Source organism: Flaviaesturariibacter aridisoli (genome assembly GCF_004343705.1).
Taxonomy (GTDB): Bacteria; Bacteroidota; Bacteroidia; order Chitinophagales; family Chitinophagaceae; genus Flavisolibacter; species Flavisolibacter aridisoli.
In genome coordinates this window covers 16,645-31,362 of sequence record NZ_SKFH01000014.1, presented here as the reverse complement: position 1 = coordinate 31,362, position 14,718 = coordinate 16,645, and the positions used below count along the sequence as shown (strand labels likewise).

General features: G+C 61.8%; 8 protein-coding genes. 4 read left to right on the top strand and 4 right to left on the bottom strand.

The window, feature by feature from the left end:
* Positions 1-4: 4 nt before the first annotated feature.
* The 3 genes from E0486_RS10295 to E0486_RS10285 all read right to left on the bottom strand — a co-directional run bounded on the left by E0486_RS10295 (position 5) and on the right by E0486_RS10285 (position 8,636).
* Positions 5-3,097, bottom strand: a complete 3,093-nt coding sequence (locus E0486_RS10295) for a SusC/RagA family TonB-linked outer membrane protein (protein ID WP_165917280.1) — start codon at positions 3,095-3,097, stop codon at positions 5-7.
* 209 nt (positions 3,098-3,306) lie between these two features.
* Entirely contained in the window at positions 3,307-5,655 is a 2,349-nt protein-coding gene (locus E0486_RS10290) for an efflux RND transporter permease subunit (RefSeq protein WP_131852087.1), read from the bottom strand.
* A 59-nt stretch (positions 5,656-5,714) separates the two neighbouring features.
* The gene (locus tag E0486_RS10285) at positions 5,715-8,636 is read right to left on the bottom strand and encodes a VIT domain-containing protein (protein WP_165917279.1); all 2,922 of its coding nucleotides are present in this window, start codon (positions 8,634-8,636) and stop codon (positions 5,715-5,717) included.
* Between the two features lie 176 nt (positions 8,637-8,812).
* Here E0486_RS10285 and E0486_RS10280 point away from each other — a divergent pair, with 176 nt between their 5' ends.
* Together E0486_RS10280 and E0486_RS10275 are read left to right on the top strand one after the other, a co-directional pair.
* Positions 8,813-9,100 (top strand): hypothetical protein, encoded by a 288-nt coding sequence (locus E0486_RS10280; protein WP_131852085.1) that lies wholly within the window; start codon positions 8,813-8,815, stop codon positions 9,098-9,100.
* A gap of 876 nt (positions 9,101-9,976) precedes the next feature.
* Positions 9,977-10,663 carry a hypothetical protein gene (locus tag E0486_RS10275; RefSeq protein WP_131852084.1) on the top strand — a complete coding sequence of 229 codons (687 nt, stop codon included), beginning with the start codon at positions 9,977-9,979 and terminating at the stop codon, positions 10,661-10,663.
* Positions 10,664-10,867: 204 nt separating this feature from the next.
* On the opposite strand, the gene E0486_RS19210 is transcribed toward E0486_RS10275, so the two are convergent.
* On the bottom strand, positions 10,868-11,233 hold the full coding sequence (locus E0486_RS19210) for a four helix bundle protein (protein WP_243697417.1): 366 nt from the start codon (positions 11,231-11,233) through the stop codon (positions 10,868-10,870).
* A gap of 218 nt (positions 11,234-11,451) precedes the next feature.
* Between E0486_RS19210 and porZ the strand changes: the two genes are divergently transcribed.
* Together porZ and recO are read left to right on the top strand one after the other, a co-directional pair.
* Complete coding sequence (gene porZ / locus E0486_RS10265) at positions 11,452-13,749, top strand: type IX secretion system anionic LPS delivery protein PorZ (protein WP_131852083.1); 2,298 nt, start codon at positions 11,452-11,454, stop codon at positions 13,747-13,749.
* Between the two features lie 181 nt (positions 13,750-13,930).
* Entirely contained in the window at positions 13,931-14,668 is a 738-nt protein-coding gene (recO, locus tag E0486_RS10260) for a DNA repair protein RecO (protein WP_131852082.1), read from the top strand.
* The last annotated feature ends 50 nt before the right edge of the window (positions 14,669-14,718 follow it).

Genomic DNA, 14,718 nt, shown 5'->3' with positions numbered 1-14,718 from the left:
ACAGTTAGAATCCAAGTTGGATACCGATGTTGTAGTTCTTGGTTTGAGGAATGATACCGGTCGACGTACCCACAAACTCGGGGTCGTAACCCCACCAGTCGCTGGAGGTCCAGAGGTTCTGGCCCTGCACGTACACCTTGGCACCCGACAGGTGCAGGCGGCGCAGCACGTTGGCGGAGAAGTCGTAGGAAATACGCAGGTCGCGGAGGCGGAGGTAGTCGGCCTTGCGCCACAGGCGGCTGGAGGCGCTGGCGGCGTTCACACCACCGGGCTCGGTACCGGCTTCGAAGATGCGCGGGAACGAAGTGATGTCACCGGGCTTCTGCCAGCGGTTGTCGTAGGAATACTGCCAGGCGTTGATCGTGCGGGCGGCGTTCTCGATCATGAAGTTGATCTGGCCATCCGTAGCGAGACGACCGAACTCGTAGCCGAGGAGGGCGTCGATGCTGAAGCCTTTGAACGATAACGAAGCCGTTACACCACCCCAGTAGTCGGGCTCGGCGTCGCCGATGTAGCGGCGGTCGCGGGCCTGGGGCGAGTAGGTGATGTGGCCAAAGGTGTCGAGGAACATCGGGCGGCCGGTAGCGGGGTTCACACCCTGGTATACCTGCGTGAAGATGCTGTTGATGGAGCGGCCTACACGTACGGAGGGATCGCCGGGCAGCACTTCATAGCCACCGTAGATCTTGCTCACCTTGTTGTAGTTGTACGCGAAGGTCACACCGAGGTTGAGGCGGAGCCCATCGGCCGTGCGCGGACGCAGCACTTCGCCGTTCAGGGTCAGTTCCGTACCGTTGATGGTGATCTCACCCACGTTGCTGGGGAAGCCGCCAACGCCGGTCAGGTAGCTAAGCGGGTTGGTCAGCAGGGCCTGCTTCGATTTGCGGTTGAAATACTCCACCGAACCCGTGATGCGGTTGCGGAAGAAACCGAAGTCCAGACCGAAGTTGGCGGTTTCGTTGATCTCCCAGCTTACGTCGGGGGATTCGATCGAGTTGTACGTGATACCGGCATTGCCGTTGTACTGCGAACCGCTGCCGTACAGACCGCGCCAGGTAAAGTTGCCCAGCGGCAGGTCGTTACCGGTGCGGCCCCAGGAGGCACGCAGGCGGAGCGACGAGATAAAGTCAGCACGCTTCATGAATTTCTCGCGGTCCACCACCCAGGTAGCGATGATGCCGGGGAATACACCGAAGCGGTTTTCGCGGCCGAACTTGGAAGAACCGTCGCGGCGTGCGATTACCGACAGCAGGTAGCGCTGGCTGTAGCCCAGGTTTACGCGGCCCAGTACCGAAGCGCGCTTGTAACCGCTCCAGGCGCCACCCACGAAGGTGGGGGTCACACCGGATGCCGGGGTAACGAAGTCGGGCGTGGGGAAGCCGATGTTCTCACCGTTGATGCTTTCGGAGAAGTCGCGGCGGGCTTCATAGCCAACGAAACCGTCGGTCTTGAAGGAGCCGAACGACTTGTCGAAGTTCAGGGTGTGCGTCGTCAGGAGGTTCGTGCCCCAGTTGCTTTCCACGGTACCGCGGCCTTTTACGGCAAAGCCGTCGTTGGTGCGGGGGTCGCGGTATTGCTGTCCCTGTACCAGGCGGTAGTCAAGGCTTACGAAGGCACGGTAGCTGAGCCAGCTGAGGAGTTTGTAATCGAGGTTGAGCGAACCTACGAACTGGTTGGTACGCTGCAGGCCGCTGTTGTAGTCGTTAACGGCTACGATGTTCTGGTTCAGCGCGCCGGCCAGCGACTGGTTGTTGCCCAGCAGGCCGAAGTAGGTACCGTCGGCGTTGTACACGCGGTTCACGTTCAGGATCGTGGCGGCCGAGAAGGCCGGGTTGCCCAGGAACGAGCCGTTGGTAGCAAAAGGAGTCTGCTGCTCGAAGGTGCTCAGGTTCATCTTCAGGCCAAGGGTCAGGCGGTCGGTAGCCTTGTGCGTGAGGTTGGTGCTGAGGGTATAACGCTTGAAGTCAACTTTGTTGAAGATCGTGCTCTGGTAGGTGTAACCGCCACCGAGGTAGAAGGTGGTCTTGTCGTTACCACCCGACATCGACAGGTCGTAGTTCTGGATCGAACCGCGGCGCATCGTCTCATCCTGCCAGTCTACGTTGGGCAGGGTGCTGATGATGGAGTCGATCTGCTTGTCGTTGTAGGCACGGGCGAAGATGGTGTTGTAGCTCAGGCCCGTGGCGTTGCTCAGCTCACCGAGCGCCCACTGGCGCGAATCGAGGAACGTGTAGCCGGGGGTCTGGGGGCCGTAGCGGTTGAAGTCGGCCTCGGCGCGCGCCTGGATGTATTCGGCGGTGCTGAGGTTGTCGAGCTTCTTCATGCGCTCCGAAACGCCGGTGTAGGCGTTGAGGCTGAAGCGGGTTTTGCCGGCGCGGCCTTTCTTGGTGGTGATGATCACCACACCGTTGGCGGCCTGCGAACCGTAGATGGAAGCCGAGGCGGCGTCCTTCAGTACGTCGATCGACTCGATGTCGTTGGGGTTGAGAAACGCGAGGGCGTTGGCTTCCGTGAAGGAAGCGTTGCCGCCGATGTTCATCTGCACGCCGTCCACTACGTAAAGGGGCTGGTTAGCGGCGTTGGAACCGAAGGTACCGGTACCGCGGACGCGCACGTTGATGCCGCCGCCGGGGATACCGCTGTTGGCCTGCACCAGTACGCCGGCGGCGCGGCCCTGGAGGGCGCGGTCAACCGAAACGTTGGGCAGGTTCTGGATGGCCTTGCCGTTCACGGTGGATACGGCGCCGCCTTCTTCTTTCTTGCGGCGAACCTGGTAGCCCACCACCACTACTTCCTCCATGCTGCGGTCGGCATTGCGGAGGGAGATGTTGACGGTGCTGCCGCCGATCGAACGGTCGATAGCCTGGTACTCGGCGGAGGAAAAGGTCAGCGACTTGACGCCGTTGGGAACCGTGATGGTGTAATTACCATTCGCATCGGTCACCGTGCCGCGGTTCGTGCCCTTGATCTGGACAGACACGCTGGGGATCGGCGCCCCGTTTTCGTCAGTGACGCGGCCTGTGACGGTCCGGTCCTGAGCAAGCAGGGACAAGCTAAATAGCTGCATCCCCACTCCGAGGAGTAGATTTTTTCTCATGTGCATACGTATTTATAAAAACAGTTAAAGCAGTCCTTGCCGGCGCGCTTCCGCATCGAGTGCGGGTGATGAGGGTTAGTCCAAGCAGTTTTGTGTTTTGGTCAGTCCGAATCTATCGCGGCGGTATCGGGGTAGACAATCGATGTCTCCCGAAAGTTGCACGAATTTAACCTCTCAGTTAAAAATTTGTTACAACAAGTCTATTTTTTTTATAGGCTAGGTGTTTTTACCGTTGAGCGCCCCTTTTTGCCCGTCAGGTCCAGCAATAGCGCCGGCAATAAAGTGAGGTTAGCCACCGTCGCCACCACCAGGGTCAGCGAGGTAAGCCATCCCAGCGACTGCGTGCCGCCGAATCCGCTGAAGCAAAAGATCACGAAACCGGCGATCAGCACCCCCGACGTATAGAGGATGCTCAGGCCCGTGGAATGGATCGTTTCCACCACGTTCTCCTCCACCGACAGCGCCTTCGCGCCCTGCTTGTAGTTGACGAGGAAGCGGATCGTGATGTCGATGGCGATGCCCAGCGTGACGCTGAACACGAGCACCGTAGAGGGTTTGAGCGGAACGCCGGCCCAGCCCATCACCCCCGCCGTGATCACCAGCGGGATCAGGTTGGGCAGCAGCGAGCAAAGCAGGATGCGGAAGGAGCGGAACAGGTACAGCATGCAAAGGGCAATGAGCAGGAAGGCCCAGAAGATGCTTTCACGCAGCCCGTTGATGATAAAGCGGCTGCCTTCCAGGAAGGTCACCGAGCCGCCCGTGATCTGCACGTTGTATTTCGAAGTGTCAAACAACTGGTTGGCGCGGGCCTGCACCGAGTCGAGGATGCCGGGGAGGCGGGCCGAGCCCACATCCATCATCGCCGCCGACACGCGGGCCTTCTGCCAGTTGGAATCCACCAGGGTGCGTAGCAGCTTCTCCACGGCCGTGGGGCCGCCGCCGGTGCTGTCTTTGCGCACGGCCATATAATCCTTGAGCGCCGGCAGCTCGAAGTCGGAAGGAAGCGCATACATGGCGCTGTCGCCCTCGTAGAAGGCCTGCCGCAGGAACTTGGAAATTTCCGACAGCGTGAGCGTGCGGCCCACGTAAGGCTTCGCCTTGAGGAACTGCACCAGCGAGTCGATGCGCTGCAGGTTGCCCGGGATGTCGCGCTGGAGGCCCTTGCGGCGCTTCGCATCCACCACGATCTCCAGGGGCATCACGCCGTGAAACTCGCGCTCGAACCATTTCAGGTCAGCGTAGATCCTGTCGGTCTTCGGCAGGTCGTCCACGATGTAGCCCACGCTCCGGAGGCGCAGCGTGCCCAGCACGGCGGCGGCCAGCAGCACCAGTGTAGCGATGTAAATGCCTCTACGGTGATGCAGCGCCCAGCGCTCGAGGCGCTCGAGCCAGGTCTGGAGGAATTGGTTATCGAGGTAGCGGAGGTGCCGCTCTTTCGGCGCGCCGCTGAAGGCCAGCACCGGCGGGATGAGCAGCAGGGAGATCACGAAGAGGAGGCCGATGGAAATGCCGGCCACGGCGCCGAACTCGCGGAGCACGGCGCTCCTGGTGAGGGCGAACACGGCGAAGCCGATGGCGGCGGCGATGTTGCAGAACAGCGTGACCACGCCCATCTTGGCGATCATCTGCACCAGCGCCGTATTCTTGTCGGCATACTGGCGCCAGGCCGTATGGTATTTATTCAGGAAGTAAATGCAGTTGGGGATGCCGATGACCACCACCAGCGGCGGGATGAGCGCCGTCAGCAGCGTGATCTTGTAGCCCAGGAGCTGCAGGGTGCCGAAGCTCCACACCACGCCGATGGCCACCACGGCCAGCGAGAGCGCCGTGGCCGACAGCGAGCGGAAGAACAGCAGCAGGATGAGGGCCGACAGGGCAAAGGAGCCGATGGTGAACCAGCGCATCTCCTTCTGGATCTTGAGCGCCACCTGGGTGCGGATGAGGGGCAGGCCGCTCAGGTGCACCTCGGTTTTGTGGCGGGCGGCAAAGTCGTTGGCGAGCTGCGCGATGGCGCCGATGGTCTCTGCGCGCTTGGGCGTGAGCAGCAGCGGCCCGTTGATGGTGACGCCGGTGAGGTAGGCATGCGTGGCAGCGTTATAAAGCAGGCCGCGGTAGAAAGGCAGCGTGCCAAAGCGGGCGGCGGCGGAGTCGAGGCCGGCCTGCGTGCGGAGGCTGTCGGGGAAGAGGGGCTGCGCCTGGAGGCGCTGCAGCGAGTCGTTCTTCACCAGCGCCACGGCCGAAGGCACGCCCAGCACCCCTTCCACGCCGGCTACCTTTTTTACGTCGGCCTGCAGGCGGCGGTAGTCGTCGAAGAAATCTTTCTGAAAGAAGCGCTCGCTCTGCACCCCGATTACGAGCAGGTTGCCGTCTTCGCCAAACTGCTTCCGAAACTGCTGGTAGGCGAGGTACTTCGGGTTGTCGGTGGGAATGGCGGCCGTAAACTCGTAGGAGATCCGCACCTTACTGGCCTGCCAGCCCATATACGCGGTGCCGGCGAGCAGCAGCAGGAGGAAGAAGATACGGTAACGCAGAATGCTCTTTCCCAGGGATTCCCACATGATCGGACAGGTTTTGAGGGGCAAAGAAAGGAAAGAAGCAGCAAGCGCGGACCACGGGCCTACCCGCCCCGCCCAAATACGAGCTTGCCGATCCGCACGACCTCCTTTTTATCGGTGAGCCGGAAGGAGATGACCTTCCGCTGCTGGGTGGGCCTTCCGTAGTCGGTAAACAGTTCCGCTTTGATGGTGATGGGGCCGCCCAGCGTCTCGCGGCGGTCGCCGTACAGGTTCGCATCAATGGCGTAGTCGCCGTTGGCGGCCTTTTTCAGCAGGAACTGCTCCGGCCCGTAGCCCTGCGTGGCATCCTCGGAGATCCTTCCGCCCAGCGCCGTATGCGTGTTTTCGTAAAAACATTTTTCGTTCCGCGGGTCGGTCACCCAGAGGTCAACGTCGGAATTGTCGGCGCTCCAACCGATAACGATGCGCACGTCGATGGGCAGGTCGCGGACGAACTGTTCGTCGATGCCCGAAAGGTCCACCTGCGGGCGGTGGGCGCTGAGGATGGCGTTCAGCTCGCAGAGGGCCACCTCGCGCATGCCCCCGAAGCGCGCGTCCCAGGCGCCGGTGGCCACTTTATAAAGCAGCTGCACCGCCTCGCTGTAATTCCCTGCTTCGTTGCAGGCGAGTGCGAGATCCCGGTAGGCCTGCGGCTCCTCTTCCCGGAGCTCCAGGATCTGCCGGAAGGTTTCCAGCGCCAGGGCGGTCTGCCCGAATTCCTGCAGCTGCTCGGCCATATTGCGCAGCAGCTCCGGGTTTTCGAGCTTCAGCTCCGCTACGTTCGACAGCACCCGGATGGCCGTGGGCACGTCGTTCTTCGCATAGAAGAAACGGGCGGCGTCGATGTAAAAGGAAGGCTGCGTGGCATACGTCGCTTTCAGCGACAAATATTTGCGGTAGCGGCCGGCGGGAGGCGCCGCTTCGAGCTCGGCCAGGTAGGGCGCGTCGGCTTTCCATTCCTGCACCTCGATGGCCGGCGGGGCCGCTGCCGGTGCGGACGGTTCTTCCGACTTCTCGAGGGCAACGTCGGTTGTCGTCACCGCCAGTCCTTCAGGCGAAGGGCTGTATGGGTACGTAGCGTTCAGATCCGTCGTGGCGGTGGTAACGACCGTGGTATCCGATGTGCTGCTTACGTTGCGATCATCCGCCACAGCCACCGGCGCCGAAAAGGTAACGGCATCCACGGATGGCTTCTTTTGCACCGGCGCCTGCCACCATGCTACCAGCTCGCGCATGGCGGTTTCGGCCTCCGCCATTGCCTGGCGGCTTGCCTCTTTGGCAGACGTCCTCTTTTCTTTCAGCAGCGCGCGGTATTCCGCCAACAGGTCAGCGGGGGGCTCGATCTCCTGCGCCACGTAATCTTCCACCCGGTCGAGCACGAGCAGCGACGTGTTTTGGGTGACGATGGAAAAACGCTTCCCGAGGGCCGTGATCGCCTCTTTGTTTTTACGGTACTGAAGGTCCAGCTCGTCGACCAGCAGGCTCGCCCAGATGCGGCCTACGCCGGCCGTCGGCGCCTGTCCTTTCCTGACAACGAGCGTGCGCGTGCCGCTGCTCGTTTTCCCATAGCCGAAATGAAGCGTGATCGTCGCGGAGTCGCCCTTGAGCATACCCGCTACGGCAAAGCCACCCGGCAGCCCCGTTTGCACGGGCGTTACCAGCGAATCGACGGCGCCGGCGCGGTAGTCGGCCCGGAGAAATTGCCGCTGCGCGCGGAGCAGCCCTTCGGCGGCCGGCTGGGCGTCCAGGACCGACAGGTCCACGAAGCGGCCGCCGGTTTGCCGGGCGATGTATTTGAGGTACGAATAGTCGGCACCGGGCGCCGTGCTGACGACGGTGACCGGTGTTGCCGACAGGCCGATCTCGCCCTTCCCGAACGTGGAAATACCGTCGGAGAACAGCAGGATCTCATCGGCCGCAAACTGCTGCAGGTCGAGGGCGCCCAGTTGGGTACCGCCGTCGAATCCGGTCTGCCGTTGCACGTAATCCAGCACCGCGGCCGCATCGCCGCCATGCACCTGGAACACCGACGGCGGGCCGGCCTGGATGGCAAAGGGCACCACGGTGACCGTCACGTTGTTCAGCGCCGACAGGTACGCCCGGAGCAGCGCGTTTTCCTTCGCGAGGTCGCGTTGGGCGGCCGATGCCGACACATCCCAGAGCAGGGTGATCGACCGGGGCGCTTCCCTTGCCGTATCACCCGCTACGGCGGGCAGCCAGGCATAGAAATAATCGGTGCCGCCGCGGGCCTCGGTATAGAGCAGGGTGCTGTCTTTTTCGAGCGGAAGGGTAAAGGCGAAGGTTTCGAGAGGCTGGTACCGGCCTTTCTGTACCGACCCGCTCCACGCGCCATCGGCGGAGGCAAAGTGGAAACCGTAGGGAGCGGGCTCGCCGACCCGCGGCCGTTCGGAAGGCCGGGCCACCGAGGCGCTGAGGGCAAACGCGTCCAGAAGGGTATCGGCGGCCAGGGGCAGCTCGTAGGCAAATCCTTCGGCGGAGGCCTGCAGCACCTGTTCCACCCCGATCACGATGCGCTTGTAGCCGCGGGCGGGGATGGGATACACGCGGGTGCGGAAGTGGTTTCCTTTTGTCTTTTCCACCAGGCCCGGGTCGATCTTCCGGCGGACGGTACTTTCAAAGGCCACGCGGGCTTTGGCTTTTTCCACCACCACGCCTTCGCGGAGGCTGCCGTTTACCTCCAGGGCATAGCGGCTGATCGCCTGGCCGTTGGCCAGCGGGAAGTCGAATTCGCCCTCGAGCTGGCGGTCCTGATCGTTGCAGAAGGTGATGTCGAAGGTGGTGGTGGCCACGTTGCCGGTTACCCGCACGTTCACCGCCAGCTTGCTGATGCGGAGCGCCTTTCCGCTGCTGTCGCTGACGATCTTTAATTGGGGCAGGGCGCTCGTCGCGGGCTTTTGTACTTTGACGATATCGGCGCAGGAGAGGGCGCCGATCCAGAGGCAGAGGCAAAGCAGGCGGTACATGGGCGAAAGTTTGGGTGCAGGGTTTAGATGAAAAAGAAGATAAATTACATAAAAGTGCAGGGGCAAAAACACAAACCCGGCAGCCACACCCCCGCGCGGGCGCATACGCCGGAGCGCGGCGTATCTTTAAGGGCTGTAAGGCGCAGCCGCTTTCGCTGCGACCGCCCCTCATTACCATGAAAACCGCCCTCTTCTTCGTCTTCCTCTTCGTGCTCCTGCTGGCGGCCCTCAGCTGGCGCGGCTACCTGGCGTTTACCCCCCACTCGGTAGACGTGCGGGTGCAGGACACCTACATACTGCTGGAGCGATCCACCTTCGCGGTGCTCGTGTTGCTGCTGTCGGCCACCTTCTTTTCGCTGGGCGGCCTGCTGGGCACCGGCTTCCGGGGCCGCATGTTCTGGATCGCCTTTTTGCTGGTGGCCCTGGCCTGGAGCGGCGTGGCGGCGTTTCTGTATTGGGGGTGAAAGAGAACGAACCTATGTTCCAGGAACCCGCGCTGGAGCCGGGGCCTGAAGGCCCCGGGATAAGGTGGTGCCGCTACGCGGCACATTTGCAGCCTGCCCCTTGCCTCCCTCGGGCTGAAGCCCGAGGCGAAAAAGACGATTCCCCCGCCTTCTGCGGGGCAGGCTGCTACGCGGCACGGGGGCTCACGGGCACCCACAACCTGGGACTAAAGTCCCAGGCTGACACAGGACGCCGCTACGCGGCGATTCGTTAGCCGGCCCCGTAAAGGAGTCGACCAACCGCGGTGAAGAAATGGAATGAGGACGCTTTGTACAACAACAGGATGGCATACCCGAAGACAAGGGGCATTTCGCGCCGCATAGCGGCGTCTCTTTTTTGCCTCGGACTTCAGTCCGGGGCACGGCAGGCGTGAAGCCATTGCGCGGTCTGTAGGACCGCCGCTTTATCCCGGGGGCTTCCAGCCTGTGGCCAAATTATTTTCCGCCAAATATTCGTTTTTCTCAAACAGGAAGAGTAAGTTTAACGCACGATCCGCCCCAACCGAAAACGTCCCGCTGACCTCTGAACCACCAACTGCTCTTTTCCCGTTTTTACCGCTCCACGCGCTACGCACCGTAGGATCCTACCCGGTAAACTCCGGACGACATCCTACGCACCGTAGCGCGGCACCCGGAAATTTCCGAGGGGTATCCTACGCACCGTAGCCCGGTACCCGGAAAATTCCGAACGGCATCCTACGCACCGTAGCCCGGTACCCGGAAATCTCCGAAGGGCCTCCTACGCACCGTAGGAGGGCACCCGGAAAACGCCGGGCGGCATCCTACGGGTTTTGAGCAGCCATCTCCTTCATTGTCAATCACTTAAATCAATACACAATGAAAAAGATCTACCGCGTCGCCGACAATCCCTTCGATGACATCGAGATGAGCACACCCCACCTTTGCGATTTCGGCACCGATGCCGTACCGAAACTGGAAGCCGAATTCCCCGATGAAGCGGCCGCGATCGACGCCGCCGTGCGCCACGTAACCCAAAAGCGCAGCTCCGTGCAGCAACTGCACGCCGGGCGCACGACCGACACCTCCACGCTGGATACGTTCCTGAAAGGCGTAGCCGTTACGATGCGCACCGCCCAGGCCCGCATCGCGGTAGACCTCGGCGAGGATTCGAAGGAGTTTGCCGCCCTCTATCCCAATGGCCGCCGCACCTATTCGCAACTCACCAAGACCGACGCCCCGGCGCAGTTGCTGACGGTGAAGAAAACCATCGAAGGCACCGGCGACCGCCTCCACGAGCCTACGCGGCGCACCCTCCTCGGCTTCCACGACGAATGGGAGCGCCTGCGGACGGGTCAGAAAAAAACGGGCGGCGACCTGGAAGCCGAGCGCGATGAGCGCGACGAAGGCCGGGTGGAGCTGGAAGACGCGCTCTACGAGGCCCTGCTGCAGGTAGCCCGCAAATACAAGCGCAACCCGAATGCCGTCCGGCGCTTCTTCGATCATACCCTCCTCGATCCTACCCGCTACGCATCGCGGGAACGCAGCGAGCCGAGCACCCCTTAGTTTTGTTCTTAGTTATGAGTCATTAGTTTTGGTTAGCCCTGGTGGTTTCGTTCCACCGGGGCTTTATCGTTTGTGCATTGGAAGAGAGAACGAGAGGAAGAGAGAACAAGAGAACGAGAGAACAAGAGAACGAGAGAACGAGAGAACAAGAGAACGAGAGAACGAGAGAACGAGATGAGGGACGAGGGTGGAGATAGAGGCGGGTTAGCGCGGAAAGATGCAGGTTACGAAGATGGAGATGAGCTCGTTGTTTTCCTGGAGCATGGGCTGAAGCTCTTCTTCGCTTAGCCAGCGGCGCAGGCGGATGATGCGCAGGGCGACAAAGGTTTCCCGCAGTTCCTTTAACCCAACCTTCATCTTGTGGGCAAAATCGGCCGGGCTTTCCGCGCTTTGCGCCTCCCCGTAGTGGAGCGCCGGCGAGCTTCCGCTTCGGCTCACCTGATCGGCATAATAGCGCCCCGCCACATGGCGCGGCAGGCGTTCCGCAATACCAATGATATTGGATGCAAATTCAATTAGCCGCTCTTCGAGCTTCTGGTAATAGATTCTTTTCTGCTGCCGGTTGTTCACGCGTTTTCCATTTACCCGAAGCTCCACCGCTTCCCCCAGACAACCCTGTTGTTTTTCCCACCCCCGCCTGCTTTTTTCCCAACCCCTCTCTATCTCGTTCTCTTGTTCTCTCGTTCTCTTGTTCTCTCGTTCTCTCGTTCTCTTGTTCTCTCGTTCTCTCGTTCTCTCGTTCTCTCTTCCTCTCGTTCTCTTGTTCTCGCTCTCCGTACCTTCACCAGGTGAGATTTCTGGCCTTCCCCCTCCTGCTCTGTTCCTTCGGCGCATCTGCGCAAAACAGCTTCCCCGCCATCGGCGGCTGGCGCGAGCACCTGCCCTACAACAGCGCCCTCGACCTGGCGGTGACGCCCGACCGTATTTATACCGCCACGCCCTACAGCCTCTTCACCGTCGACCGCACGAGCGGCGAGCCGGGGCGCCTCAGCAAGGTGAGCGGCCTCAGCGAGACCGGCATCAGCACCATCGCCTACGACGACGCGGGCGAAAAGCTTTATATCGGCTACAGCAATTCCAACATCGACGTACTCACCAACAACGGTATCCGCAACATCCCCGACCTGCAGCGCGAGCCGGTGTCGGGCGATAAAACGATCTACCACTTCCTGCCCTTCGGCAACAGCTGCTATGTGTCTACCGGCCTCGGCGTGTGGGTGATCGACGCGGCACGCTACGAAACCAAGGATTCCTGGTTCATCGGTGCCGGCGGCGCCTATGTGCCCACCTACATGATGGCCCGCGACAACGACTTCTTCTATGCCGCCACGGCCGAAGGCCTCAAACGCACCCCCGTCAACAACCCGACACCCTCCGACTTCCGCAGCTGGACGACCCTCTCGGGCAGCAACGGCCTCTCCGCCGCGCCCTGCCGCGGCGTGGTCAGCACCGGCGGGCGCATCGTGGCCTGGCAAAACGACTCACTGTTGGTGCAGAACGGCAGCTCCTGGTCGCTCTTCTTCGCCAACGGCGCACCCATCGTGCACCTCGATGCCACCGAGGGTAAGGTGGCGCTCACGCAAAGCTTCCTCAACGGCGGCCCTACGCAGGCCCTGGTGTTGAACCCCGATGGCAGCACCTTCCGCTCCGCTACGCAGGCGCCGCCCCTCTCCTACCCGCAGCACGCGCGCCTCGCCGGCAACACCCTCTGGGTGGCCGACCTCTACGCCGGCCTCTCGGCCTGGAGCGGCGGCGATCCCGAATTCTACAAACCCAATGGCCCCGACGGCACCGCCTCGGGCGAGCTGACCGCCTGGAACGGCGTCGTGTATGCTGCCGCCGGCTCGGTCAACGCGTCCTGGAATTACCAGTACAACCGCAACGGCATCTACCAGTACAAGGAAGGTACCTGGACCGGCTACAACCAGTTTCGCCTGCCGGCGCTCGACACCGTGCTGGACCTTATATCCGTCGCCGTGGATCCTTCCGACGAAAGCTTCTGGGGCGGCTCCTACGGTGGTGGCCTCGTGCACTACACCGGGCCCGACCAGTTCACGATCTACAAGCAGAACTCACCCATCGGCCCCACCATCGGCGACCCGGGCTCCTACCGCGTGGCGGGCCTCGCCTTCGACGATGCGGGCAACCTCTGGGTAGCCAATTACGGTGCGGCGGCCTTCCTGCACGTGCGGCGTCCCAACGGTAGCTGGGAGTCGTTCACGCCCCCCTTTTCGCTGAATGAAAATGCGCTCGCGCAGCTGGTGGTGGACGAGGAAGGCACCGTGTGGGGGCTTTCGCCCAAAGGCAACGGCCTCGTGGCCTTCCATCCCGGCCAGGACCTGGCCAACCGCTCCGACGACCGGTGGCGCCTGCTGCGCCCCGGCGCGGGCAACGGCAACCTCCCCGCCGGCGAGCCGCTCTGCCTCGCCAAAGACCGCCAGGGCTTCATCTGGGTAGGCACTACCGACGGCGTGGCCATCGTGCAGTGCGGCACGGGCGTGTTCAGCGGCTGCGAGGCCCTGCTGCCGATCGTGCCCGGCACCAACGCCTTTGCCAACTACCTGTTCAAGGGTGAGGAAGTGCGCAGCATCGCCGTCGACGGTGCCGACCGCAAGTGGGTGGGCACCCGCAACGGCCTCTGGCTCCTCTCCCCCGACGGCGACAAACGGCTCCTGCATTTTACCGAAGAAACCAGTCCGCTGCTGAGCAACGACGTGCTCCGCGTAGCCATCGACGGCGCCTCGGGCGAAGTGTTCGTATCCACCGCTAAAGGCATCTGCTCGTTCCGTGCTACGGCCACCGAAGGCAAAGAAGACTACAGCGCGCTGCAGGTATTTCCCAACCCGGTTCCGCCCGGTTACGGCGGCACCATCGCCCTTCGCGGGCTCAAGGAAAACAGCATCGTGAAGATCACCGAGCTCAATGGCCGGCTCGTATACCAATCGCGCTCCCTCGGGGGGCAGGCCGTTTGGAACGGCACCGACTACCGCGGCGTGGCCGTAGCCAGCGGCGTGTACCTCGTGCTGGTAACGGAAGAAGGGCAGGCCGAGCGGGCGGCGGGGAAGATCGTGTTCCTCGCCAGGTAGCGAAAGAACGCAGATCCCGCAAGCGGGATACGCGGATGGTTATGATTCGTTATGATTTAGGAAAACATATATCGGCGCACATCTTGATCATCATAAAAATCTGGGTTCTTTCTCTCACCAGAATGCCGCTTTTTAACCCAAAAGCAACAGCAGCCCCCCTCCTTTTTCAGTAACTTTACCGATGCTTCACAAGACAAAAGGCATCGTGTTGCGAACCGTGAAGTACGGCGAATCGAGCCTCATCGTAACGGCTTTCACCGAGCTGTTCGGACTACAATCCTACATCGTCAACAGCGTGCGCAAGGCCTCCGCCAAGGGAGGCTCGAAGGCGGCTTATTTCCAGCCCGCCTCACAGCTCGACCTCGTGGTGTATCACCAGCCGGGGCGCAACCTGAACCGCATCCGCGAATTCAAATGGAGCTTCCTGTACCAGCATGTGCTGTCCGATATTTTCAAGAACGCCGTGGCGCAATTCCTGATCGAGCTGCTCCATAAATCGCTGAAGGAGCCCGAAGCCAACAACGAGCTGTATTACTTTACCGAAGACGCCCTGCAGCGGCTGGACGAGGCATCGCCGTCAGTGACGGCTAACTTCCCCCTTTTCTTCGCCCTGCACCTACCCGTATTCTTCGGCTTCCGTATCCCCGACGAATGGAGCCCCGAACAGCCGTACCTGGACCTGAAAGAGGGCCTGTTTACCGAACAACACCCACAGCATCCCTACTACCTCGACGGGCGCGCTGCCGAAGTGGTTGCCCACATCCTCAAGGTGCTCCAGCCCGACGACCTCGCCGACGTGCGCCTTACCGGCGAGCTGCGCCGCGAGATCCTGCAGCACCTGGAACAATACTATGCGCTGCACCTGCCCGAATTCGGGACGCTGCGTACACTGCCGGTGCTGAAGGAAATCACGGCCTGAGAAAAAGAACGCTGTCCCGAAGCCTCGGGACTGCAGGCGGAACACGCGGG